The following is a 23796-nucleotide window of genomic DNA, read 5'->3' as shown; positions in this document are numbered from 1 at the left end:
GAGCTGTATTTGATGAACGTAGCGAACCTGGCCGGATCAGGCTCACAGGAATGCTCGACAGCATCGGTACGGTGACGCTTACGACCACGGGCGACACATCAAGTTGCAGCTCAATGCTCACAGCAGCAGACATCTGTGCAGGACAGCGGCGCCGTTTCGCGGCAAACTCTTTCGCGGGGCCTGCACGCCCCTGACTGCCCTCCCCTTCTGCAAGCCTGGATGCCATGCTGACTTGGTTACAACGTAACTCCCTGACCTTTCCGCCACTGGAAAAAGCCATGCGCGAGCCGAACGGATTGCTCGCTGCCGGCGGCGATCTTTCCGCCGATCGACTGATCCAGGCCTATCGCCATGGCTGCTTTCCCTGGTTCTCCGAAGGCCAACCCATTCTCTGGTGGTCGCCAGACCCTCGCACCGTGCTGTTTCCCGACGAACTGCACGTCTCGCGCAGTCTCGGCAAGCTGCTGCGCAAGCAACGCTATCAAGTGACCTTCGATCAGGATTTCGACGCCGTCATCCGCGCCTGCGCTGCCCCGCGTGACTACGCCGACGGCACCTGGATCACCGAGGCCATGCAGGATGCTTACGTAGAATTGCATCGGCGCGGTTTCGCTCATTCGGTTGAGGTCTGGGACGAGGGACAGCTGGTCGGCGGCCTGTACGGCCTGGCGATGGGCCAACTGTTTTTTGGCGAGTCGATGTTCAGCCGCGCTGACAACGCGTCCAAATATGGCTTTGCCACGCTGGTCCAGCATTTGAAAGCCGCCGGATTTGTGCTGATCGACTGCCAGATGCCGACCGATCACCTGCACAGCCTCGGTGCGCGGTCGATTCCGCGCGGCGAATTCGCCGACTATCTGCGGCGCCATCTCGATCAACCGAATTCAGCGACCTGGGTTTGCTGAGCGACTTTTGCGCAGGTGGCTTACACTTAATCCACCAGCTTATCCCGAGGGTTGATTCATGACCGAGTTGGCGCGTTTGAAGTTTTATGCCACTCAGCCCCACTCTTGCAGTTATCTGCCCGAGGAGCAGGCCACGACGCTGTTTCTCGACCCGAGTCAGCCCATGGATGTGCATGTCTACGCAGACCTGTCGGAAATGGGCTTTCGTCGCAGCGGCGATCATTTGTACCGGCCGCATTGCCAGAATTGCAATGCGTGCGTGCCTGCGCGCATTCCCTCCGCACAATTCATCACCAATCGCCAGCAAAAGCGCATCTACAAACGCAACGCGGATTTGCAGGTGCAGCCGGTCAAACCGCACTTCAGCGAAGAATATTTCGACCTGTACCAGCGCTACATAGAACAGCGCCATGCCGACGGCGACATGTACCCGCCAAGCCGCGATCAGTTCTCGACGTTCCTGGTGCGTGACCTGCCCTTCTCGCGCTTCTACGAGTTTCGACTCGACGGACGGTTGCTCGCGGTGGCGGTGACCGATCTGCTGCCCAACGGTTTGTCAGCGGTGTACACCTTCTACGAACCGAACGAAGAACGCCGCAGCCTCGGCCGTTACGCAATCCTCTGGCAAATCGCCGAGAGCCAGCGTCTGGGCCTTGAGGCCGTGTACTTGGGTTACTGGATCAAGAACTGCAAAAAGATGAACTACAAAACGCAATATCGGCCCATCGAATTGCTGATCAATCAGCGCTGGGTCATCCTGAACTGAACCCGCGGCCTAAACCCCTTGGCGTAAACACCATTTTTCGGGCACAATGCACGCCGCTTTTGCCTGGCGCAGTTGCACCGGGCCATTCATTGGATACCGAGGGCTTTACTGCATGTCGAAAGAAGACAGCTTCGAAATGGAAGGCACTGTCGTCGACACCCTGCCCAACACCATGTTTCGTGTGGAGTTGGAAAATGGGCACGTCGTAACCGCGCATATTTCCGGCAAGATGCGCAAGAACTACATTCGTATTCTTACCGGTGACAAAGTGCGCGTCGAGCTGACGCCCTATGACTTGAGCAAAGGGCGGATCACTTACCGCGCTCGTTAATCAAGTCAATACAGAACGCCCGGGTTATGCCGGGCGTTTTTGTGTCTGCGTTTTGAGGTTTGGAGGCTGGGGACTTAATCGTTGCTGCGGGTGTTGCCGCTGGCGGTTTCGCTCTACAGCAAGCAGATCAAAAGATCGCAGCCTTCGGCAGCTCCGGTTGGATCGCGTGAATTCGATAGAAACGGGTTGACCTGCAGGCCGCCTTCGCGAGCAGGCTCGCTCCCACAGAAAAGCAAAGGCAAAGGCAAAGGCAAAGGCAAAGGCAAAGGCAAAGGCAAAGGCAAAGGCAAAAGATCGCAGCCTCCGGCAGCTCCTACACAATGAGCTTTAGCTCGAGTACCGCTTTTGATCTTGATTCACCGGCGACGTCGGAAGGCTGAGTGGAGGGATTGATCCGGGGGTGGGAGCGCAGCGACCGTCTGGCGCAGCCAGACACAGCGGAAGGAGGTGCAGCGAAGCAAACCGGAGCCGCTGCGCCCGGATCGATCCCGGAGCGAAGGAACCCGAGCCTGCGAGGGCCGAACGTAGGAGCTAGCGTTTTTTGCTTACTTTTTTTGGCGCTTGTAAAAAAGTAAGTCGCCGTCAGGCGAAACCGTCAGTGGCCACTACCGAAGCAACGGATATTCACCCAAACCCACCAAACAACGAGCAACAAAAAGGCGCCCGAAGGCGCCCTCTTGATATACGACCGTCAGGCCATCTCAGCCGTGGTTTCGAAGTCGAACGTCAACTCCCCATCCTTGATGTCGATGTGCACCACACCGCCATGCTCGGCCAGTTCGCCAAACAGAATCTCCTCCGCCAGCGGACGCTTGATCTTGTCCTGGATCAGACGCGCCATTGGACGTGCGCCCATCGCCGAGTCATAACCACCCGCCGCCAGCCAGCTGCGTGCCGCATCAGTAACCTCAAGCAACACACGCTTGTCTTCCAGCTGCGCCTGAAGCTCGGTGAGGAACTTGTCCACCACACTTTTGATGACCTCATGGCTGAGGCGACCAAACTGGATAATGGTGTCCAGACGGTTACGGAATTCCGGCGTGAAGCTCTTCTTGATCACTTCCATCGCATCGGACGAGTGGTCCTGATGGGTGAAACCGATCGAAGCCCGCGCTGCCGTCTCTGCACCGGCGTTGGTGGTCATGATCACGATCACATTGCGGAAGTCCGCCTTGCGCCCGTTGTTGTCGGTCAGCGTGCCGTGGTCCATGACCTGCAACAGCAGGTTGAAGACTTCCGGATGCGCCTTCTCGATTTCGTCGAGGAGCAATACGCAATGTGGCTGCTTGGTGATCGCTTCGGTCAGCAGACCGCCCTGGTCGAAACCGACATAGCCTGGAGGGGCACCGATCAGACGCGATACGGTGTGACGCTCCATGTACTCGGACATGTCGAAACGCACCAACTCGATCCCCAGCGCCTTGGCCAGCTGTCGCGCGGCCTCGGTTTTACCGACACCGGTAGGCCCGGCAAACAGGAACGAACCGACCGGCTTGTCCGGCGATTTGAGCCCGGCACGGGACAGCTTGATCGCAGTGGACAGCGAATCGATCGCCGCGTCCTGACCAAACACCGTAAGCTTCAGGTCACGCTCCAGGTTACGCAGCAGCTCCTTGTCGGAACTGGTGACGTGCTTTGGCGGAATCCGTGCGATCTTCGCGACGATGTCCTCGACCTGTGGCACTTCGATACGCTTGACGCGCATCTCCACCGGTTGCAGACGCTGGTAGGCGCCCGCCTCATCGATCACGTCGATGGCCTTGTCTGGCATGTGCCGGTCATTGATGTAGCGCGACGCCAGTTCGGCAGCGGCACGCAACGACTCATCGCTGTATTCGATATTGTGATGCTGCTCGAAACGCCCTTTCAGGCCACGCAGGATACCGATGGTGTCTTCCACCGACGGCTCGACGACATCGACCTTCTGGAATCGACGTGCCAAGGCACGGTCCTTCTCGAAGATGCCGCGAAATTCCTGGAACGTGGTCGAACCGATGCAGCGAATGTCGCCAGACGACAGCAGCGGCTTGAGCAGATTGGATGCATCCATCACGCCACCGGACGCTGCGCCCGCACCGATGATGGTGTGGATCTCGTCGATGAACAGGATCGCCTGCGGACGTTTCTTCAGCTCATTGAGCAGCGCCTTGAAGCGCTTCTCGAAATCACCGCGATACTTGGTACCCGCGAGCAGAGCGCCGAGGTCGAGCGAATAAACAACCGCATTGGCCAGCAGATCCGGCACCTGATTGTCGACGATGCGCTTGGCCAGGCCTTCGGCAATCGCGGTTTTACCCACGCCTGCCTCACCCACCAGCAGCGGATTGTTCTTGCGCCGGCGCGCAAGAATCTGCGCGACACGCTCGACTTCCGACTCACGACCAACCAACGGATCAATGCGACCCTGGCGCGCGAGTTCGTTGAGGTTACTGGCATAAGCATCCAGAGGATTGCCTGAAGAAGAAGACTCACCGCCCTCGTCGTCCTGCATATCTTGTTCACCTTCAGAGTGATCGCCGTGCCCCGGTACTTTCGAAATGCCGTGGGCGATGTAGTTGACGACATCGATGCGCGCCACGCTCTGCTGTTTCAGCAGGAACACGGCCTGACTCTCTTGCTCACTGAAGATGGCGACCAGCACGTTGGCGCCGGTCACTTCGCGCTTGCCCGAGCTCTGTACGTGAAAAACAGCACGCTGCAGGACACGCTGGAAGCCCAGGGTTGGCTGGGTTTCGCGATCCTCGTCATGCACGGGGATCAATGGCGTGGTGGAGTCGATGAACTCCTGCAGATCATGCTTGAGTTTGTCGAGGTTTGCGCCGCAGGCACGCAAAACGGTGGCGGCAGCCTCATTATCCAATAGGGCCAGCAGGAGATGTTCGACGGTCATGAACTCATGACGCTTCGAACGAGCCTCCTTGAAGGCAAGATTGAGGGTGACTTCGAGCTCGCGGTTTAACATAGCTTCACCTCATACCCAAGTGGTCGGCGATTAACCGTCCTTCTCGATTTCACAGAGTAGCGGATGCTGGCTTTCCCTGGCGTACTGGTTGACCTGCATGGCCTTTGTCTCGGCGATGTCGCGGGTAAACACTCCACATACTGCCCGTCCTTCTGTATGGACGGCCAGCATGACCTTGGTCGCCAGCTCGCGATTCAGGTTAAAAAACACCTCGAGCACTTCGACGACGAAATCCATCGGTGTGTAGTCATCGTTGAACAAAACCACCTTGTACATCGGCGGCGCCTGTAACGCGGGCTTTGCTTCCTGAACAGCAACGCCTGCCGAATCGTCGTCGTGCTCCTGTGGAAGATCCTTTTGGAGAAGCGGGCGATCCTGATTGAATGTTAGTCGAATCTGGCTGATTGCATGCATGGAAAAAAAGGTTCGTCAGTTGTGCGAATACAGTGGTGGGGGCGGTTGCACACGTTTTCAACTACGACTGCCCGGTCACCTTGACTATCGGGAAAACGGTGTTACAACCAATAGAGCCCACAGTGGGTAAAAAAGATCCGCGGAGTCAATTCTTTTATCGAATTCGATTGCGGATGTCGTGGATGATACTCCAGCGATGGAGTCTGTTGCAGAGGGATTTGAGCATGGCTGTCGGCAAGGTGAAATGGTTCAACAATGCCAAGGGATTCGGCTTTATCAATACCGACGCCCGGGAAGGTCGCGATGAGGATGGCAAGGACATTGATTTCTTTGCCCACTACTCGGCCATTGAAATGGATGGGTACAAGACCCTGAAAGCGGGTCAGGCGGTGAACTTCGAGATCGTTCAAGGCCCTAAAGGCTTGCATGCCGTGAAGATAACTTCGGTCGAAGTCGCTTCGGCGCCGAGCTCGATTGCCACGGAAAAACAAACGGCAACCAGTTGAAGCCTCAAAACATTCGGTCATAAAAAACCGCCTGACTCAACCCATCGAGTCAGGCGGTTTTTGCGTGCCTGCAACTTTTACATATGCGAAATCAGCGCATCTCCGAACCCGGAGGACGAAACCAGCTTCGCGCCATCCATCAAACGCTCGAAATCATAAGTAACAGTCTTCGCGCCGATCGCACCGTTGGTGCCCTTGATGATCAGGTCCGCCGCTTCAGTCCAGCCCATGTGACGCAACATCATCTCGGCCGAGAGAATCAGCGAGCCCGGGTTGACCTGATCCTTGCCGGCGTATTTCGGTGCGGTACCGTGGGTCGCCTCGAACATCGCTACGGTGTCGGACAGGTTGGCACCCGGCGCGATACCGATACCGCCCACTTCCGCCGCCAGGGCGTCAGACAGGTAGTCACCGTTGAGGTTAAGCGTAGCGATGACATCGTATTCGGCCGGGCGCAGCAGGATCTGCTGGAGCATGGCATCGGCGATGGCGTCCTTGACCACAACGTTCTTGCCGGTTTTCGGGTTCTTGAACTGCATCCACGGACCGCCATCGAGCAGCGTCGCACCGAATTCTTCGGCCGCCACTTCGTAGGCCCATTCCTTGAAGGCACCTTCGGTGAACTTCATGATGTTGCCTTTGTGCACGATGGTCAGCGAGTCGCGGTCATTGTCGACCACGTATTGCAGAGCCTTGCGCGCCAGACGCCTGGTGCCTTCGCGGGAGACCGGCTTGACGCCGATGCCGCAGTTTTCGTCGAAACGGATCTTGGTGACGCCCATTTCTTCTTTAAGGAATTTGATGACCTTGGTGGCTTCCGGCGAACCGGCCTTCCATTCGATACCGGCGTAAATGTCTTCGGAGTTCTCGCGGAAGATGGTCATGTCGACATCGCCGGGCTTTTTCACCGGGCTTGGCACGCCTTCGAACCAGCGCACCGGGCGCAGGCAGACGTACAGGTCGAGCTGCTGACGCAGGGCCACGTTCAGCGAGCGGATGCCGCCACCGACCGGAGTGGTCAGCGGGCCTTTGATCGAAACCACGTAATCCTTGACCGCGTCGAGGGTTTCCTGCGGCAGCCAGGTGTCCTGGTCATAAACCTGAGTGGCCTTTTCGCCGGCGTAGACTTCCATCCAGGAAATCTTGCGCTTGCCGCCGTAGGCCTTTTCAACAGCAGCATCGACAACCTTGATCATCACCGGACTGATGTCGACACCAATACCGTCACCTTCGATGAAGGGGATGATCGGGTTATCAGGAACATTGAGAGAATGGTCTGCATTGACGGTGATTTTGTCGCCGACGGCTGGAACCTGAATCTTCTTGTAACCCATGCTGAACTCCATTGTTTGGATTGAACACCTGGCTTGCTTCGAGCGTAACCCAGTTGAATCAACACGCAAACCCTATGTTCCTGCGCCGCGCACATCTCGTTTCCTACAAGCCTGAAAGCAAAGGGAAAAGCGCCAAACTCCAGCATTCGTAACGAGTCTTTGCCCGGTCGCGCCCTGCGACCTTTAGACCAATGGACGAGAATCGTTGCATATGAACCATCGGCAGATTGCCAGCTACCTATGTATAATGCCGCCCGCTGACCACAGGGTCACGACGGCTGGCCTCTCTAGCACGAGACTTTCCGCCTGATTGGTCGGGTTGTTACCGCAGCCTGACTGCTTGACGCTCTACTGATGCACCCAACATCACCGCGAAGAATCTCGACATTCGGTTCATGGATGACTTTGAACGAACGCGCTTACCCGGCGCCCCTCGAGTTTCTGCGCACGCTTTAGCAAAGAAGAGAGAGTTAATCCGAATATGCCCACCCGCTCGAAGATCATCTATACCTTCACCGACGAAGCTCCTGCCCTCGCCACCTATTCCCTGCTGCCGATCATCGAGGCTTACACCGCCTCGGCCGATATCGCCGTGGAAACCCGCGATATCTCTCTTGCAGCGCGCATCCTGGCAAGCTTCCCCGAGCAACTGGGCGACAAAGCCGTAGCCGACCACCTCGCCGAACTGGGCGACCTGGCCGTTACGCCTGAAGCCAACATCATCAAGCTGCCGAACATCAGTGCTTCGGTGCCACAGCTGCAAGCCGCGATCAAAGAGCTGCAGGCGCAGGGCTACAACCTGCCGGACTACCCGGAAACCGTGACCAGCGACGCCGACAAAGACGCCAAGGCGCGTTACGACAAGGTCAAGGGCAGCGCCGTGAACCCGGTTCTGCGTGAAGGCAACTCCGACCGCCGCGCTCCACTGTCGGTGAAGAACTATGCGCGCAAGCACCCGCACAAAATGGGCGCCTGGGCCAAGGACTCCAAGTCTCACGTCGCGCACATGAGCACCGGCGATTTCTACGGCAGCGAAAAAGCTGTCCTGATCGACGCCGCTGACGCTGTGAAGATCGAACTGATCGCCAAGGACGGTGCTGCCACCGTTCTGAAAGAAAAAACCACCGTTCAGGCTGGCGAGATCCTTGACTGCGCCGTGATGAGCAAAAACGCCTTGCGTGCGTTCATCGCTGCCGAGATCGAAAGCGCCAAGGCCCAGGGCGTGCTGCTCTCGGTTCACCTGAAAGCGACCATGATGAAGGTCTCCGACCCGATCATGTTCGGCCAGATCGTTGCCGAGTTCTATAAAGACGCACTGACCAAGCACGCTGACGTGCTGAACCAGATCGGCTTCAATCTGAACAACGGCATCGGCGATCTGTACGCGCGCATCAAGGCCCTGCCGGCCGAGCAGCAAGCGCAGATCGAAGCCGATATCGCAGCGGTCTACGCCGTTCGTCCGTCGCTGGCGATGGTCAACTCCGACAAAGGCATCACCAACCTGCACGTGCCTAGCGACGTCATCGTCGACGCCTCGATGCCAGCGATGATCCGTGACTCCGGCAAGATGTGGGGCACCGACGGTCAGCTGCACGACACCAAGGCTGTGATCCCGGATCGTTGCTACGCGACCATCTACCAGGCTGTGATCGAAGATTGCAAAGCCAACGGCGCTTTCGACCCGACCACCATGGGCAGCGTGCCGAACGTCGGTTTGATGGCGAAGAAAGCCGAAGAGTACGGCTCGCACGACAAGACCTTCCAGATCAAGGCTGACGGCGTTGTTCGCGTCACCGACAGCAAAGGCAAGCTGCTGATGGAACAGGCTGTCGAAGCCGGCGACATCTTCCGCATGTGCCAGACCAAAGACGCGCCGATCCAGGACTGGGTCAAACTGGCCGTCAACCGTGCTCGCGCGAGCAGCACGCCGGCGATCTTCTGGCTCGACCCGATGCGCGCTCACGATGGCGTGGTGATCGAGAAGGTTCAGGCCTACCTGAAGGACCACGACACCAGCGGTCTGGACATCCAGATCATGGCGCCGGTCGACGCGATGAAGTACACCCTGCAGCGCACCCGCGAAGGCAAGGACACCATTTCGGTGACCGGCAACGTACTGCGCGACTACCTGACCGACCTGTTCCCGATCATGGAACTGGGCACCAGCGCCAAGATGCTGTCGATCGTGCCGCTGATGAACGGCGGTGGTCTGTTCGAAACCGGCGCCGGCGGTTCGGCTCCGAAGCACGTGCAGCAACTGGTTGAAGAAAACTTCCTGCGCTGGGATTCGCTGGGTGAGTTCCTTGCCCTCGCCGCTTCCCTTGAGCACCTGGGCGTGAACTACAACAACCCGAAAGCACTGGTGCTGTCGAAAACCCTGGACCAGGCCACCGGCCAGTTCCTCGACAACAACAAGTCGCCATCGCGCAAGGTCGGCAACATCGACAACCGCGGCAGCCACTTCTACCTGGCGATGTACTGGGCTCAGGCCCTGGCTGCCCAGACCGAAGACGCTGCACTGCAAGCGCAGTTCGCGACTCTGGCCAAAACCCTGACCGAGAACGAGGCAACCATCGTTGCCGAGCTCAACGCCGTTCAGGGCAAGCCAGTCGACATCGGCGGTTACTACCACGCCGACGCCGAGCTGATCAGCAAGGCCATGCGTCCAAGCGCAACCTTCAACGCGGCGATTGCTGCGCTGGTTTAAGGTTGTAATGCGGTGAACAGACCCCGGCCTTGTGCCGGGGTTTGTGTTTCCGGGTTTTGTGATCACCACAAAACTTTGTGGGAGCTGGCTTGCCAGCGATGGCGGTTTATCATCCAGCATGGATGGTGACTGAACCACCGCTATCGCTGGCAAGCCAGCTCCCACAGGGATTGGGGTTTAACCAATAGATTGAGGAAGGTTTTATGGAATGGCTCCCCCACATCACCGTCGCCACCATCGTCGAGGACAACGGTCGCTTCCTGATGGTCGAAGAGCACAAAGGTGGGCGCAATGTGCTCAACCAGCCCGCCGGCCATCTCGATCCGGATGAAACCCTGATCGATGCGGCCATTCGCGAAACCCTCGAAGAAACCGGCTGGGACGTCGAGCCGACAGGCGTGATCGGCATTTATCTGTACACCGCACCGAGCAACGGCGTGACTTACCAGCGCATATGCTTCAGCGCCAAAGCCGTGCAGCATCACCCGGATTTCCAGCTTGACGACGGAATTGTCGGCGCCAAGTGGCTGACCCGCGACGAATTAATCGCCCAGCGTGACAACTGGCGCAGCGAGCTGATCATCCGCTGCATCGACGATTATCTGGCCGGTCATCACTTCAGCCTCGAACTGATCCGCCCTTCTCTTTAGCCTTGCGGCCGCGAGCCTGATAGAATCGCGCCCTTTTCCAAGACACTCATTGAATCCCTATGCGTGATCCAGCCCCTTCTGACACATCCAAGAAGCGCGTCATTGTCGGCATGTCCGGCGGCGTGGACTCTTCCGTTTCTGCCCTTCTGCTGATCGAGCAGGGTTACGAAGTGGAAGGCCTGTTCATGAAGAACTGGGAAGAAGACGACGGAACGGAATACTGCACCGCCATGGACGACCTGGCGGATGCTCAGGCTGTCTGCGACAAGATCGGCATCAAGCTGCACACCGCCAACTTCGCCGCCGAGTACTGGGACAACGTGTTCGAGCACTTCCTCGCCGAATACAAGGCCGGGCGCACGCCGAACCCGGACATTCTGTGCAACCGCGAGATCAAGTTCAAAGCGTTCCTCGACTACGCGATGATGCTCGGCGCCGACCTGATCGCCACCGGCCACTACGTGCGCCGCCGTGATATCGATGATCGCACCGAACTGCTCAAGGGCCTCGATCCGAACAAGGATCAGAGCTATTTCCTGCACGCCGTCGGCGGCGAACAAATCGCCAAGACCCTGTTCCCGGTCGGCGAACTGGAAAAGCCGCAAGTGCGCGAGATTGCCGAGAAGTACGAACTGGCCACCGCCAAGAAGAAGGATTCCACCGGGATCTGCTTCATCGGCGAGCGCCGTTTCAGCGATTTTCTCAAGCAATACCTGCCGGCACAACCGGGCGAGATCAAGACCACCGAAGGCGAAGTCATCGGCCGTCACCACGGCTTGATGTACCACACCATCGGCCAGCGTCAGGGCCTCGGCATCGGCGGCTTGAAGGATGCCGGTGACGAGCCGTGGTACGTGCTGCGCAAGGATCTGCAGAGCAACGAGCTGATCGTCGGCCAGGGCAACAACCATCCGTGGCTGTTCTCCAGCGCCCTGCTCGCTTCGGAAATCTACTGGGTCAACCCGATCGACCTGAGCCAGCCGCTGCGCCTGACGGCGAAAGTGCGCTATCGCCAGAGCGATCAGGCCTGCACCCTGGAAAAAACCGCCAGCGGTTATCGCGCCGTGTTCGACGAACCGCAACGCGCGGTGACGCCGGGCCAATCGGTGGTGTTCTATGACGGTGAAATCTGCTTGGGTGGCGGCGTGATCGAAGTGGCCGAGCCGTGGAGCGGCCAGGCATGAGCCCGACTCAGGAGCAACTGACGGCGCTGGGCGGCGTGTTTCTCGCCGCCGTGCTGGTCGATCGCATCGCCAAGACCGGCCAGACCAACGAGGCCGGCCTGAGTTGCATGCTCGGCAGCCTGCTGGTCCGCGACCCGAAAGATACGCTGGACGTGTACGGCGGCGACGACATCAATCTGCGCGAGGGTTATCGCGCGCTGATTGGCGCCCTTGAGCGCGATCCGAGCACCTTGCAGCGCGAGCCGTTGCGCTACGCGCTGTCGATGCTCGGTCTGGAACGGCAACTGGCCAAGCGTGACGACATGCTTGAGACGATTGCCAAACGCCTGCCGCAGATCCAGTCGCAGGTGGAGCATTTTGGCCCGGCCCACGAAAACGTCGTGGCCGCTTGCGGTGCGTTGTACCAGGACACTTTGAGCACTCTGCGCCAGCGCATTCAGGTGCACGGCGACATGCGCAACCTGCAACAGCCGAGCAATGCCTCGAAGATCCGCGCCCTGCTCCTCGCCGGTATCCGCTCGGCGCGCCTGTGGCGTCAGCTCGGTGGTCATCGCTGGCAGTTGGTGATCAGCCGCCGCAAGTTGCTTAAAGAGCTTTATCCGTTGATGCGCAGCGAGTAAACGCCGCGTCACGAAGGCTTTGTAGTCTGTAACGCGTAATACGCCGGTCAGTTGGCGACGGACCGGCGGATTTTTTCATGTATGATACGCGCCCCATTTCGTTGCCCGACTGTCCGAGAACACCCCATGCAGCTCTCTTCGCTCACTGCGGTTTCCCCTGTTGACGGCCGCTACGCCGGCAAAACCCAGGCCCTGCGCCCGATTTTCAGCGAGTACGGCCTGATCCGTGCCCGCGTTCTGGTTGAAGTGCGCTGGCTTCAGCGCCTGGCCGCCCACGCTGGCATCCCTGAAGTGCCAGCCTTCTCCGCCGAGGCCAACGCCGTTCTCAATGAACTGGCTGAAAACTTCTCGCTGGAGCACGCCGAGCGCGTCAAAGAGATCGAGCGCACCACCAACCACGACGTCAAAGCGATCGAATACCTGCTCAAAGAGCAGGCGGCCAAGCTGCCGGAGCTGGCCAAGGTCAGCGAATTCATCCACTTTGCCTGCACCAGCGAAGACATCAACAACCTGTCCCACGCCCTGATGCTGCGCGAAGGTCGTGACGACGTGATGCTGCCGCTGATGCGCCAGACCGCCAACGCCATCCGCGAACTGGCCATCCGTTTCGCCGACGTGCCGATGCTGTCGCGCACCCACGGCCAGCCGGCTTCGCCGACTACTCTGGGTAAAGAACTGGCCAACGTGGTTTACCGTCTCGAGCGTCAGATCGCTCAAGTCGCTGCCGTGCCGCTGCTGGGCAAGATCAACGGCGCTGTCGGCAACTACAACGCGCACCTGTCGGCCTATCCGCAGATCGACTGGGAAGCCAACGCCCGCGCCTTCATCGAAGACGAGCTGGGCCTGGGCTTCAACCCGTACACCACGCAGATCGAACCGCACGACTACATCGCCGAGCTGTTCGACGCTATCGCACGCTTCAACACCATCCTGATCGACTTCGACCGCGACATCTGGGGCTATATCTCCTTGGGTTATTTCAAGCAGCGCACCATCGCTGGTGAAATCGGTTCGTCGACCATGCCGCACAAGGTCAACCCGATCGACTTCGAAAACTCCGAAGGCAACCTGGGTATCGCCAACGCATTGTTCCAGCACCTGGCGAGCAAGCTGCCGATCTCCCGCTGGCAGCGCGACCTGACCGACTCCACCGTCCTGCGCAACCTCGGTGTCGGCTTCGCCCACAGCGTGATCGCTTACGAAGCCAGCCTCAAAGGCATCAGCAAACTCGAGCTCAACGAGCAGAAGATTGCCGCTGACCTCGATGCTTGCTGGGAAGTATTGGCTGAGCCGATCCAGACCGTGATGCGTCGCTACAACATCGAAAACCCGTACGAAAAGCTGAAAGAACTGACCCGCGGCAAGGGCATCAGCCCTGAAGCGTTGCAGACTTTCATCGATGGCCTGGACATGCCAGCCGAAGCCAAAGCCGAGCTCAAGCAACTGACCCCGGCCAACTACATCGGCAACGCTGTGGCACAAGCCAAACGCATCTGATCGACCGTTTGCCCCGTTTGAGACGCCCGGCCGCGCCGGGCGTTTTTATTCCCGTCTGAAAAGTGCTTTTTTTCAATAGGTTACATATGAATTCCGATATTCCTCTTCAACTTCTGGGCGGCCTCACAGCACGCGAGTTCCTGCGTGACTACTGGCAGAAAAAACCGCTGCTGATCCGTCAGGCGATTCCTGACTTCGAAAGCCCGATCGACGCCGACGAACTGGCCGGCCTGGCCCTGGAAGAAGAAGTCGAATCGCGCCTGGTGATCGAACATGGCGAGCGTCCATGGGAACTGCGTCGCGGCCCGTTCGCCGAAGACGAGTTCAGCAAATTGCCAGAAAAAGAGTGGACACTGCTGGTGCAAGCGGTTGATCAGTTCGTGCCGGAAGTCAGCGAACTGCTGGAAAACTTCCGCTTCCTGCCGAGCTGGCGCGTCGATGACGTGATGATCAGCTTTGCCGCACCGGGTGGCAGCGTCGGCCCGCATTTCGACAACTACGATGTGTTCCTGCTGCAGGGCCATGGCAAGCGCAACTGGAAAATCGGCCAGATGTGCGATTCCGAGAGCCCGCTCCTGCAGCACGCTGACCTGCGCATCCTCGCTGAATTCCACGAGACCGAAGAATGGGTGCTGGAGCCAGGCGACATGCTCTACCTGCCGCCGCGTCTGGCCCATTGCGGCGTCGCAGTCGACAACTGCATGACCTACTCGGTCGGCTTCCGTGCGCCGAGCGCTGCTGAAGTGCTGACCCACTTCACCGACTTCCTCAGCCAGTTCCTGACCGACGAAGAGCGCTACACCGATGCCGACGCCAAGCCGGCGGTCGATCCGCACCAGATTCAACACGATGCGCTGGATCGTCTGAAAAGCCTGCTCGCCGAACACATGAGCGATGAGCGCCTGCTGCTGACCTGGTTCGGCCAGTACATGACCGAGCCGCGCTACCCGGAACTGGTGGTCGGCCCGGAAGACGTCGAAGAAGAAGACTTCCTCGCCGCCCTGCAGGACGGCGCCGTGCTGATCCGCAACCCGAGTGCGCGCCTGGCCTGGTCGGAAGTCGACGACGATCTGCTGCTGTTCGCCAGCGGCCAGAGCCGTTACCTGCCGGGCAAGCTGCGCGAACTGTTGAAGCTGATCTGCGCCGCTGACGCCCTGCACGCCGACAACCTCGGCGAATGGCTGAGCGATGAAGACGGCCGCAGCCTGCTCTGCGAACTGGTCAAGCAAGGAAGCCTGGGGTTCGCCGATGAATAAAATTCGCGTTCGTGTCGCAGACTGGCAGAAGGATATCGCCGAGATCCGGCGCATTCGTGAAACGGTGTTCATCGCCGAACAATCGGTGCCACCCGAGCTTGAGTGGGACGCCGATGACGCGACCGCCGTGCATTTTCTGGCGTTCGAAGGCGACTTCCCGATCGGCACGGCGCGACTGCTGCCCGATGGGCATATCGGTCGGGTTTCGGTACTCAAAGACTGGCGCGGAATGAAGGTCGGTGACGCGCTGATGCAAGCGGTCATCGCCGAAGCCGAAGCACGCGGGCTGAAACAGCAGAAGCTCAGCGCTCAGGTGCAGGCCACGGCGTTCTATGAGCGTCTGGGCTTCAGCCTGGTCAGCGAGGAGTTTCTCGAGGCCGGCATTCCGCATGTCGACATGGTTCGGCATTCGGCCTGATTCCGAGACCTCTAGATCCCCTCGCCACAATGGCCGCAAGCACACCACAAAACGCCCCGCCATTTTCGGATGCCGGGGCGTTTTGCTGTCTACGATTCAACTTGCCCCACCCCGGGCCGACAAACTGGCAATATCAAGCCTTTCGAACGCGGAGATAACGGACATGTCCCTACGCACCCTGCTCACCACCCTGCTGCTCGGCTGCAGTTTTTCGGTGCTGGCAGCCACAGAAATCGTCCCCCTCAAATACCACACCAGCGCTGACATGCTGCCGGTCGCGCAGGATTTCATCGGCCAGGACGGTCAGGTCAGCGCTTACGGCAATCAACTGATCGTCAAAGCCGAGCCAGGCAAGATACAGGAACTGAAAGATCTGCTGGCGCAACTCGATACCGCACCGAAGCGCTTGCTGATCACCGTCGACACCAACGAAAACAATGGCCGTGGCGACGAAGGTTATTCGGTCAACGGCGCCCAGCCGAACCAGACCCGGATCATCAGCCGCAGCACCACCAGCCGCAATGGCGGCGTTCAGCAAGTGCAGACCAGTGAAGGCACTCCGGCGCTGATTCAGGTTGGCCAGAGCGTGCCGATCACCAACACCCAGAGCGACTCCTACGGCGGTTACAGCAGCGAGACCCAATACCGCAACGTCACCCAGGGTTTCTACGTCACCGCCAGCGTCACCGGCGAGACCGTTCATCTGGCGATCAGTACCAACCGTGACCGCATGAGCCAGGAACGTCCCGATGTAGTGAACGTGCAAAGCACCGACACAACCGTCACCGGACGCCTCGGCGAATGGATCACCCTGGCGGGCGTCAACAGCCAGACTCAGGCCGACAAACAGGGGCTGACCCGCAGCTACTCGACTCAAGGCCGGGATGACATGACCTTGCGGGTGAAAGTCGACACACTGGACTAAAGCACCGAAAACTGACTGATTAGTCGTATTAGACGAAAGATGTAGTGCCTTAAAAAAAGCACTACAAAACGTTTGACGAGGCCAAAAAGCGAAGGCATGATGGCCTCGCTCCCGCTAATCAGAGGCCCTGGCAAGGGCCTTCGAAGCGCCGTTCGCACCTATCCCGCGAACCGTTTCGTGTCTGTACCGCCCACAAGGTGTGTTTGACGAGGTTGCCGACTGGAACGAAGTTGTCCCGAGGGACGGAAGCGTATTTAGGTAACCCGGCTTCACGCTGCAGACCGTATAAAGGCCCACGACGCCGGAATGCGCCCGCACCGCGCCACTACCTGCTCACTTCCCCTCGAGCCCATCGTTCATCCCGTCGCCTACCCCGCCGAATTCGACTTGACCACCTAAGCTTCTGGTCAGCGAGCGCAGGAATTTTCCACCGCAGAACAACTTTTCATAAAAGACGCGACGAGGTTTATCTCCATGGCACTGACACGCGAACAGCAAATTGCAGCCCTCGAAAAAGACTGGGCCGAGAACCCGCGCTGGAAAGGCGTGACTCGCACTTACTCCGCTGCCGACGTGGTCCGCCTGCGTGGCTCGGTTCAGCCTGAGCACACCTTCGCGAAGATGGGCGCCGAGAAGCTGTGGAACCTGGTTACCCAGGGTGCCAAGCCGTCCTTCCGTCCAGAGAAAGATTTCGTCAACTGCATGGGCGCCCTGACCGGCGGCCAGGCTGTTCAGCAGGTCAAGGCCGGTATCCAGGCGATCTACCTGTCCGGCTGGCAGGTGGCTGCGGACAACAACTCCGCCGAATCGATGTACCCGGATCAGTCGCTGTACCCGGTTGACTCGGTACCGACCGTGGTCAAGCGCATCAACAACTCGTTCCGTCGTGCTGACCAGATCCAGTGGAAAGCCGGCAAGAACCCGGGCGATGACGGCTACATCGACTACTTCGCACCAATCGTGGCCGACGCTGAAGCCGGTTTCGGCGGTGTACTCAACGCCTACGAGCTGATGAAAAGCATGATCGAAGCAGGCGCCGCTGGCGTTCACTTCGAAGACCAACTGGCTTCGGTGAAGAAGTGCGGCCACATGGGCGGCAAGGTTCTGGTGCCAACCCAGGAAGCCGTACAGAAGCTGACCGCTGCCCGTCTGGCAGCTGACGTTGCCGGCACGCCGACCATCATTCTGGCCCGCACCGACGCCAACGCGGCTGACCTGCTGACTTCCGACTGCGACCCGTACGATCAGCCATTCGTGACCGGCGAGCGTACTCAGGAAGGTTTCTACAAGGTACGTGCCGGCCTGGATCAAGCGATCGCCCGTGGCCTGGCTTACGCACCGTACGCCGACCTGATCTGGTGCGAAACCGCCAAGCCGGATCTGGAAGAAGCCCGTCGCTTCGCTGAAGCGATCAAAAAGGAATACCCGGACCAGCTGCTGTCGTACAACTGCTCGCCTTCCTTCAACTGGAAGAAGAACCTGGACGACGCGACCATCGCCAAGTTCCAGCGCGAACTGTCCGCCATGGGCTACAAGCACCAGTTCATCACCCTGGCCGGCATTCACAACATGTGGCACAGCATGTTCAACCTGGCGCACGACTACGCCCGCAACGACATGACTGCCTACGTGAAACTGCAAGAGCAGGAATTCGCTGACGCCGCCAAGGGTTACACCTTCGTTGCGCACCAGCAGGAAGTGGGCACTGGCTACTTCGACGACATGACCACTGTGATCCAGGGCGGCTCGTCCTCGGTGACCGCGCTGACCGGTTCGACCGAAGAAGAACAGTTCCACTGATTCGGCTTCACCTGAGCAAACGGCCTTTGCGGATCGAATAAAAAGCTAACCGCAGAGCCGCAAGACTGACGCCCCGACTGGATCGGGGCGTTTTTTTGCCTGTTGGAATCTCAAAGCCCCCATAAATTTCCTGTGGGAGCGAGCCTGCTCGCGAAGGCGATAAGTCAGCTTGCACATCTGGAGGCTGATCCACCGCTTTCGCGAGCAGGCTCGCTCCCACAGGGCTACCGTCAGCCGAGAGATGGAACATTGATCTGAAGCGCTACAAGCGTCAGAAATTTCCGCTAAAACGGTAGGCTTCGCTACTTGCAGTAATGCGCAAGTAAGACAACTTCCCAGCCACTCACTGGTTAAACAGTTACAAAACCACTCCAAACGATATCAATTATCATTTAGCAGCAACTATGTTCGTTACAAAGCCTACAAAACATAATTGACGGAAACCCGGCTAATGCCCGCAACGCATGGGCCGCAGCGCCTTCAGGAGACGCTATGTCCTTAATCCGGTAAATAATTTCGCCTTTGGAATTTTACTTGCCGGGTGTTTAGCCATAAAATCAGCCCGATTGATTGCTGCGACATATCGTCACTGCCTTATTTCTTTATCAAGCTCAGAGACCTTTGCTCTCTGTTAAGGATTACCAGCATGCCCGAAGCGACAGGACTCATGGCCCACAACTGGGGCTTTGCCATTTTCCTTCTGGGTGTCGTCGGCCTGTGTGCCTTCATGCTTGGCGTCTCCAGCCTCCTCGGGTCAAAAGCCTGGGGTCGCAGCAAAAACGAACCGTTCGAGTCGGGCATGCTACCTACCGGTGGCGCCCGCTTGCGGCTCTCAGCCAAATTCTATCTGGTCGCGATGCTCTTCGTGATCTTCGATATCGAAGCCCTCTTTCTCTTTGCATGGTCTGTGTCCGTCCGCGAAAGCGGCTGGACCGGATTCGTCGAAGCTCTCGTTTTCATAGCAATTCTGTTGGCAGGTCTTGTCTACCTGTTCCGAGTGGGCGCCCTTGACTGGGCTCCGGAAGCTCGTCGCAAGCGGCAGGCGAAGCTGAAACAATGAGGCTTTGGCAATGCAATACAATCTCACCAGGATCGACCCCGATGCTCCTAACGAGCAGTATCCGATTGGCCAGCGGGAAACCGTTGCCGATCCGTTAGAAGATCAAGTCCACAAAAACATTTTCATGGGCAAGCTGGAAGACGTGCTGAGTGGCGCGGTCAACTGGGGACGTAAGAACTCCCTGTGGCCGTACAACTTCGGCCTGTCGTGCTGCTACGTGGAAATGACCACCGCCTTCACGGCGCCCCACGACATCGCGCGCTTTGGCGCCGAAGTCATCCGGGCCTCGCCGCGTCAGGCCGACTTCATGGTTATCGCCGGTACCTGCTTCATCAAGATGGCGCCGATCATTCAGCGTCTCTACGAGCAAATGCTCGAACCGAAATGGGTTATCTCCATGGGTTCGTGCGCCAACTCCGGCGGCATGTACGACATCTACTCCGTGGTTCAAGGGGTGGACAAGTTCTTGCCCGTGGACGTCTACGTACCTGGCTGCCCGCCCCGTCCGGAAGCATTTCTGCAAGGCTTGATGCTGTTGCAGGAATCGATTGGACAGGAGCGTCGTCCGCTTTCCTGGGTCGTTGGTGATCAAGGCGTGTATCGCGCCGACATGCCATCGCAGAAGGAACAGCGCCGCGAACAGCGAATCGCAGTCACCAATCTGCGCAGCCCTGACGAAGTCTGATCCAGTTCTGTTCCAAGTAACGAGAAGCTGGCTTCATTCTTTACGTTGACCGAAAGCGAAAAAATAACCATGACTACAGGCAGTGCTCTGTACATCCCGCCTTACAAGGCAGACGACCAGGATGTGGTCGTCGAACTGAACAACCGTTTTGGCGCCGAAGCGTTCACCGCGCAGGCAACCCGCACCGGCATGCCGGTGCTGTGGGTGGCCCGTGCCAGACTGGTTGAAGTCCTGACTTTCCTGCGCAACCTGCCCAAGCCGTACGTCATGCTCTATGACCTGCACGGCGTGGACGAGCGTCTGCGCACCAAGCGTCAAGGGCTGCCAACCGGCGCCGATTTCACCGTGTTCTATCACCTCATGTCGCTGGAGCGTAATAGTGACGTGATGATCAAGGTGGCCTTGTCCGAAGGCGACCTCAGCATGCCTTCCGTCACCAGCATCTGGCCCAACGCCAACTGGTACGAGCGCGAAGTCTGGGACATGTTCGGCATCGACTTCAAAGGCCACCCGCACCTGTCGCGCATCATGATGCCGCCGACCTGGGAAGGTCACCCGCTGCGCAAGGACTTCCCGGCGCGCGCCACCGAATTCGATCCGTTCAGCCTCAACCTCGCCAAACAGCAGCTGGAAGAGGAAGCCGCGCGCTTCCGTCCGGAAGACTGGGGCATGAAGCGTTCCGGAGCCAACGAGGACTACATGTTCCTCAACCTCGGCCCGAACCACCCTTCGGCGCACGGTGCGTTCCGCATCATCCTGCAGCTGGACGGTGAAGAGATCGTCGACTGCGTCCCGGACATCGGCTACCACCACCGTGGCGCCGAGAAGATGGGCGAGCGTCAGTCCTGGCACAGCTACATTCCGTACACCGACCGTATCGACTACCTCGGCGGCGTGATGAACAACCTGCCGTACGTGCTCTCGGTCGAGAAGCTCGCCGGCATCAAGGTGCCGCAGAAGGTCGATGTCATCCGCATCATGATGGCCGAGTTCTTCCGGATCACCAGCCACCTGCTGTTCCTGGGTACCTACATCCAGGACGTCGGCGCCATGACCCCGGTGTTCTTCACTTTCACCGACCGCCAGAAGGCGTACACGGTGATCGAAGCGATCACCGGTTTCCGTCTGCACCCGGCCTGGTACCGCATCGGTGGCGTCGCCCACGACCTGCCGCGCGGCTGGGAAAAACTGGTCAAGGATTTCGTCGAGTGGATGCCCAAGCGTCTGGACGAATACACCAAGGCCGCCCTGCAGAACAGCATCCTCAAGGGGCGTACTGTCGGCGTCGCTGCCTACAACACCAAAGAGGCCCTGGAATGGGGCGTCACCGGTGCCGGCCTGCGTTCGACCGGTTGCGATTTCGACCTGCGCAAAGCGCGTCCGTACTCGGGCTACGAGAACTTTGAATTCGAAGTGCCACTGGCCGTCAACGGCGATGCCTATGACCGCTGCATGGTCCGCGTCGAAGAGATGCGCCAGAGCATCAAGATCATCGATCAATGCATGCGCAACATGCCGGAAGGCCCGTACAAGGCGGATCACCCGCTGACCACGCCGCCGCCGAAAGAGCGCACGCTGCAGCACATCGAAACCCTGATCACGCACTTCCTGCAGGTTTCGTGGGGCCCGGTCATGCCGGCCAACGAATCCTTCCAGATGATCGAAGCGACCAAGGGCATCAACAGTTATTACCTGACGAGCGACGGCGGCACCATGAGCTACCGTACCCGGATCCGTACTCCGAGCTTCCCGCATCTGCAACAGATCCCTTCGGTGATCAAAGGCAGCATGGTCGCGGACTTGATTGCGTACCTGGGTAGTATCGACTTCGTTATGGCCGACGTGGACCGCTAAGCATGAACAGCACGCTTATCCAGACAGACCGTTTCACCTTGAGTGAAACCGAGCGCTCGGCCATCGAGCACGAGCTGCATCACTACGAAGACCCGCGCGCGGCGTCGATCGAAGCCCTGAAGATCGTCCAGAAAGAACGCGGCTGGGTGCCGGATGGCGCCCTCTACGCGATCGGCGAGATCCTCGGCATCCCGGCCAGCGACGTTGAAGGCGTGGCGACGTTCTACAGCCAGATCTTCCGTCAGCCGGTCGGCCGCCACATCATTCGCGTCTGCGACAGCATGGTCTGCTACATCGGCGGCCACGAGTCGGTGGTCAGCGAAATCCAGAACAATCTGGGCATCGGCCTGGGTCAGACCACCGCCGACGGTCGTTTCACCCTGCTGCCTGTCTGCTGCCTCGGCAACTGCGACAAGGCACCGGCGCTGATGATCGACGACGACACCTTTGGCGACGTGCAGCCTGCTGGCGTGGCCAAACTGCTCGAGGGCTACGTATGACCCTGACATCTTTTGGTCCAGCCAACCGCATCCAGCGCTCGGCCGAGACTCACCCGCTGACCTGGCGTCTGCGCGATGACGGCGAAGCCGTGTGGCTCGACGAGTACCAGGCCAAGAACGGTTACGCCGCTGCGCGCAAAGCCTTCGCCGAGATGGATCAGGACGCCATCGTCCAGACCGTCAAAGACGCTGGCCTCAAGGGTCGCGGCGGTGCCGGCTTCCCCACTGGCGTGAAGTGGGGCCTGATGCCCAAGGACGAATCCATAAACATCCGCTACCTGCTGTGCAACGCGGATGAAATGGAGCCGAACACCTGGAAAGACCGCATGCTGATGGAGCAATTGCCCCATCTGCTGATCGAAGGCATGCTGATCAGTGCCCGCGCGCTGAAAACCTACCGTGGCTACATCTTCCTGCGCGGCGAATACACTACCGCCGCCAAGCACCTCAACCGTGCCGTGGAAGAAGCCAAGGCGGCCGGCCTGCTGGGCAAGAACATTCTCGGTTCGGGTTTCGATTTCGAGCTGTTCGTCCACACCGGCGCCGGGCGTTACATCTGCGGTGAAGAAACCGCACTGATCAACTCCCTCGAAGGCCGCCGCGCCAACCCGCGCTCCAAGCCGCCCTTCCCTGCCGCCGTCGGCGTGTGGGGCAAGCCGACCTGCGTGAACAACGTCGAAACCCTGTGCAACGTGCCGGCGATCATTGCCGACGGCGTTGACTGGTACAAATCGTTGGCCCGCGAAGGCTCCGAAGACATGGGCACCAAACTCATGGGCTTCTCCGGCAAGGTCAAGAACCCGGGCCTGTGGGAACTGCCATTCGGCGTCACCGGTCGTGAACTGTTCGAAGACTACGCCGGCGGCATGCGCGACGGCTTCAAGCTCAAGGCCTGGCAGCCAGGCGGCGCCGGTACCGGTTTCCTCCTGCCCGAGCACCTCGACGCACAAATGTATGCCGGCGGTATCGCCAAGGTCGGCACCCGGATGGGTACCGGTCTGGCGATGGCGGTGGATGACAGCGTCAACATGGTCTCGCTGCTGCGCAACATGGAGCAGTTCTTCGCTCGCGAATCCTGCGGTTTCTGCACCCCGTGCCGCGATGGTCTGCCATGGAGCGTCAAGCTCCTGATGGCCATCGAACAGGGCAAGGGCCAGCCGGGCGACATCGAGACCCTGCTGGGTCTGGTCGGTTTCCTCGGCCCGGGCAAGACCTTCTGTGCTCACGCACCGGGAGCCGTGGAGCCGCTGGGCAGCGCGATCAAATACTTCCGTCCAGAGTTCGAAGCCGGTATCGCGCCTGTCAGCGCCGCCGTCCCGCCTCTGGCAAGGCCGATCGTAGTCGGCGCTTAAACGCTTAAAAAGGCGAAGGGTCCGTGCCCTTCGCCTTTCGTCCGATGACGCCCTCCGGGGCTGTTTGGAT

21 protein-coding genes are annotated in these 23796 nt (G+C 59.1%); 18 read left to right on the top strand and 3 right to left on the bottom strand.

Annotation, left to right across the window (positions count from 1 at the left end; translation table 11 throughout):
• Nucleotides 1–224 precede the first annotated feature (224 nt).
• The 3 genes from aat (at nucleotide 225) to infA (ending at nucleotide 2002) form a co-directional block, all read left to right on the top strand.
• The gene (aat, locus tag ACV8MC_RS17115; RefSeq protein WP_095182060.1) at nucleotides 225–905 is read left to right on the top strand and encodes a leucyl/phenylalanyl-tRNA--protein transferase; all 681 of its coding nucleotides are present in this window, start codon (nucleotides 225–227) and stop codon (nucleotides 903–905) included.
• Nucleotides 906–963: 58 nt separating this feature from the next.
• Entirely contained in the window at nucleotides 964–1671 is a 708-nt protein-coding gene (locus tag ACV8MC_RS17110; protein ID WP_041477071.1) for an arginyltransferase, read from the top strand.
• Between the two features lie 112 nt (nucleotides 1672–1783).
• The gene (infA, locus tag ACV8MC_RS17105; RefSeq protein WP_002553999.1) at nucleotides 1784–2002 is read left to right on the top strand and encodes a translation initiation factor IF-1; all 219 of its coding nucleotides are present in this window, start codon (nucleotides 1784–1786) and stop codon (nucleotides 2000–2002) included.
• 691 nt (nucleotides 2003–2693) lie between these two features.
• On the opposite strand, the gene clpA is transcribed toward infA, so the two are convergent.
• Both clpA and clpS read right to left on the bottom strand, forming a co-directional pair.
• On the bottom strand, nucleotides 2694–4964 hold the full coding sequence (gene clpA, locus ACV8MC_RS17100; protein WP_016775266.1) for an ATP-dependent Clp protease ATP-binding subunit ClpA: 2271 nt from the start codon (nucleotides 4962–4964) through the stop codon (nucleotides 2694–2696).
• A 30-nt stretch (nucleotides 4965–4994) separates the two neighbouring features.
• On the bottom strand, nucleotides 4995–5378 hold the full coding sequence (gene clpS, locus ACV8MC_RS17095) for an ATP-dependent Clp protease adapter ClpS (RefSeq protein WP_011334948.1): 384 nt from the start codon (nucleotides 5376–5378) through the stop codon (nucleotides 4995–4997).
• 224 nt (nucleotides 5379–5602) lie between these two features.
• Between clpS and ACV8MC_RS17090 the strand changes: the two genes are divergently transcribed.
• Nucleotides 5603–5884 carry a cold shock domain-containing protein gene (locus ACV8MC_RS17090; RefSeq protein ID WP_095182061.1) on the top strand — a complete coding sequence of 94 codons (282 nt, stop codon included), beginning with the start codon at nucleotides 5603–5605 and terminating at the stop codon, nucleotides 5882–5884.
• Between the two features lie 77 nt (nucleotides 5885–5961).
• On the opposite strand, the gene icd is transcribed toward ACV8MC_RS17090, so the two are convergent.
• Nucleotides 5962–7218 (bottom strand): NADP-dependent isocitrate dehydrogenase, encoded by a 1257-nt coding sequence (gene icd / locus ACV8MC_RS17085; protein WP_056788899.1) that lies wholly within the window; start codon nucleotides 7216–7218, stop codon nucleotides 5962–5964.
• 481 nt (nucleotides 7219–7699) lie between these two features.
• On the opposite strand from icd, the gene ACV8MC_RS17080 reads away from it, so the two are divergent.
• The 14 genes from ACV8MC_RS17080 to nuoF all read left to right on the top strand — a co-directional run bounded on the left by ACV8MC_RS17080 (nucleotide 7700) and on the right by nuoF (nucleotide 23726).
• Nucleotides 7700–9925 (top strand): NADP-dependent isocitrate dehydrogenase, encoded by a 2226-nt coding sequence (locus ACV8MC_RS17080; protein ID WP_071172899.1) that lies wholly within the window; start codon nucleotides 7700–7702, stop codon nucleotides 9923–9925.
• Nucleotides 9926–10128: 203 nt separating this feature from the next.
• Nucleotides 10129–10575: an NUDIX hydrolase gene (locus ACV8MC_RS17075; protein WP_252867866.1), complete on the top strand. Its 447-nt coding sequence runs from the start codon at nucleotides 10129–10131 to the stop codon at nucleotides 10573–10575.
• 59 nt (nucleotides 10576–10634) lie between these two features.
• Nucleotides 10635–11759, top strand: coding sequence for a tRNA 2-thiouridine(34) synthase MnmA (mnmA, locus tag ACV8MC_RS17070; RefSeq protein ID WP_150634940.1), 1125 nt, complete (start codon nucleotides 10635–10637; stop codon nucleotides 11757–11759).
• On the top strand, nucleotides 11756–12379 hold the full coding sequence (hflD, locus tag ACV8MC_RS17065; protein WP_039763308.1) for a high frequency lysogenization protein HflD: 624 nt from the start codon (nucleotides 11756–11758) through the stop codon (nucleotides 12377–12379). Before mnmA ends, hflD begins: the two co-directional genes overlap by 4 nt.
• 126 nt (nucleotides 12380–12505) lie before the next feature.
• Complete coding sequence (gene purB, locus ACV8MC_RS17060) at nucleotides 12506–13876, top strand: adenylosuccinate lyase (RefSeq protein WP_003223822.1); 1371 nt, start codon at nucleotides 12506–12508, stop codon at nucleotides 13874–13876.
• Nucleotides 13877–13962: 86 nt separating this feature from the next.
• Nucleotides 13963–15132: a ribosomal protein uL16 3-hydroxylase gene (locus ACV8MC_RS17055; protein ID WP_016775274.1), complete on the top strand. Its 1170-nt coding sequence runs from the start codon at nucleotides 13963–13965 to the stop codon at nucleotides 15130–15132.
• Nucleotides 15125–15550 carry a GNAT family N-acetyltransferase gene (locus tag ACV8MC_RS17050; RefSeq protein ID WP_016775275.1) on the top strand — a complete coding sequence of 142 codons (426 nt, stop codon included), beginning with the start codon at nucleotides 15125–15127 and terminating at the stop codon, nucleotides 15548–15550. Before ACV8MC_RS17055 ends, ACV8MC_RS17050 begins: the two co-directional genes overlap by 8 nt.
• 163 nt (nucleotides 15551–15713) lie before the next feature.
• A complete protein-coding gene (locus tag ACV8MC_RS17045) occupies nucleotides 15714–16475 on the top strand; it encodes a secretin N-terminal domain-containing protein (protein ID WP_024013416.1) in 762 nt (253 codons plus the stop codon).
• A 474-nt stretch (nucleotides 16476–16949) separates the two neighbouring features.
• Nucleotides 16950–18275: an isocitrate lyase gene (gene aceA, locus ACV8MC_RS17040; RefSeq protein ID WP_016775277.1), complete on the top strand. Its 1326-nt coding sequence runs from the start codon at nucleotides 16950–16952 to the stop codon at nucleotides 18273–18275.
• Nucleotides 18276–18921: 646 nt separating this feature from the next.
• Complete coding sequence (locus ACV8MC_RS17035; protein ID WP_003223812.1) at nucleotides 18922–19335, top strand: NADH-quinone oxidoreductase subunit A; 414 nt, start codon at nucleotides 18922–18924, stop codon at nucleotides 19333–19335.
• A 10-nt stretch (nucleotides 19336–19345) separates the two neighbouring features.
• Nucleotides 19346–20020, top strand: a complete 675-nt coding sequence (locus ACV8MC_RS17030; RefSeq protein ID WP_016775278.1) for a NuoB/complex I 20 kDa subunit family protein — start codon at nucleotides 19346–19348, stop codon at nucleotides 20018–20020.
• A 69-nt stretch (nucleotides 20021–20089) separates the two neighbouring features.
• Entirely contained in the window at nucleotides 20090–21874 is a 1785-nt protein-coding gene (gene nuoC, locus ACV8MC_RS17025; RefSeq protein ID WP_056788887.1) for an NADH-quinone oxidoreductase subunit C/D, read from the top strand.
• A 2-nt stretch (nucleotides 21875–21876) separates the two neighbouring features.
• Nucleotides 21877–22374, top strand: coding sequence for an NADH-quinone oxidoreductase subunit NuoE (gene nuoE, locus ACV8MC_RS17020; protein ID WP_003223804.1), 498 nt, complete (start codon nucleotides 21877–21879; stop codon nucleotides 22372–22374).
• Nucleotides 22371–23726: an NADH-quinone oxidoreductase subunit NuoF gene (nuoF, locus tag ACV8MC_RS17015; protein ID WP_024013417.1), complete on the top strand. Its 1356-nt coding sequence runs from the start codon at nucleotides 22371–22373 to the stop codon at nucleotides 23724–23726. The genes nuoE and nuoF overlap by 4 nt, the downstream gene beginning before the upstream one ends.
• Nucleotides 23727–23796: the final 70 nt, after the last annotated feature.

The sequence above is a fragment of the Pseudomonas sp. PK-RTE-24 genome, assembly GCF_054052265.1.
The sequence above is the reverse complement of the archived record's forward strand: the minus strand, read 5'-3'. Positions and strand labels throughout refer to the sequence as shown.

Coding starts and splice junctions, on each gene's coding strand:
- aat (WP_095182060.1), top strand. CDS start 225: ATGCTGACTTGGTTACAACGTAACTCCCTGACCTTTCCGCCACTGGAA.
- ACV8MC_RS17110 (WP_041477071.1), top strand. CDS start 964: ATGACCGAGTTGGCGCGTTTGAAGTTTTATGCCACTCAGCCCCACTCT.
- infA (WP_002553999.1), top strand. CDS start 1,784: ATGTCGAAAGAAGACAGCTTCGAAATGGAAGGCACTGTCGTCGACACC.
- clpA (WP_016775266.1), bottom strand. CDS start 4,964: ATGTTAAACCGCGAGCTCGAAGTCACCCTCAATCTTGCCTTCAAGGAG.
- clpS (WP_011334948.1), bottom strand. CDS start 5,378: ATGCATGCAATCAGCCAGATTCGACTAACATTCAATCAGGATCGCCCG.
- ACV8MC_RS17090 (WP_095182061.1), top strand. CDS start 5,603: ATGGCTGTCGGCAAGGTGAAATGGTTCAACAATGCCAAGGGATTCGGC.
- icd (WP_056788899.1), bottom strand. CDS start 7,218: ATGGGTTACAAGAAGATTCAGGTTCCAGCCGTCGGCGACAAAATCACC.
- ACV8MC_RS17080 (WP_071172899.1), top strand. CDS start 7,700: ATGCCCACCCGCTCGAAGATCATCTATACCTTCACCGACGAAGCTCCT.
- ACV8MC_RS17075 (WP_252867866.1), top strand. CDS start 10,129: ATGGAATGGCTCCCCCACATCACCGTCGCCACCATCGTCGAGGACAAC.
- mnmA (WP_150634940.1), top strand. CDS start 10,635: ATGCGTGATCCAGCCCCTTCTGACACATCCAAGAAGCGCGTCATTGTC.
- hflD (WP_039763308.1), top strand. CDS start 11,756: ATGAGCCCGACTCAGGAGCAACTGACGGCGCTGGGCGGCGTGTTTCTC.
- purB (WP_003223822.1), top strand. CDS start 12,506: ATGCAGCTCTCTTCGCTCACTGCGGTTTCCCCTGTTGACGGCCGCTAC.
- ACV8MC_RS17055 (WP_016775274.1), top strand. CDS start 13,963: ATGAATTCCGATATTCCTCTTCAACTTCTGGGCGGCCTCACAGCACGC.
- ACV8MC_RS17050 (WP_016775275.1), top strand. CDS start 15,125: ATGAATAAAATTCGCGTTCGTGTCGCAGACTGGCAGAAGGATATCGCC.
- ACV8MC_RS17045 (WP_024013416.1), top strand. CDS start 15,714: ATGTCCCTACGCACCCTGCTCACCACCCTGCTGCTCGGCTGCAGTTTT.
- aceA (WP_016775277.1), top strand. CDS start 16,950: ATGGCACTGACACGCGAACAGCAAATTGCAGCCCTCGAAAAAGACTGG.
- ACV8MC_RS17035 (WP_003223812.1), top strand. CDS start 18,922: ATGCCCGAAGCGACAGGACTCATGGCCCACAACTGGGGCTTTGCCATT.
- ACV8MC_RS17030 (WP_016775278.1), top strand. CDS start 19,346: ATGCAATACAATCTCACCAGGATCGACCCCGATGCTCCTAACGAGCAG.
- nuoC (WP_056788887.1), top strand. CDS start 20,090: ATGACTACAGGCAGTGCTCTGTACATCCCGCCTTACAAGGCAGACGAC.
- nuoE (WP_003223804.1), top strand. CDS start 21,877: ATGAACAGCACGCTTATCCAGACAGACCGTTTCACCTTGAGTGAAACC.
- nuoF (WP_024013417.1), top strand. CDS start 22,371: ATGACCCTGACATCTTTTGGTCCAGCCAACCGCATCCAGCGCTCGGCC.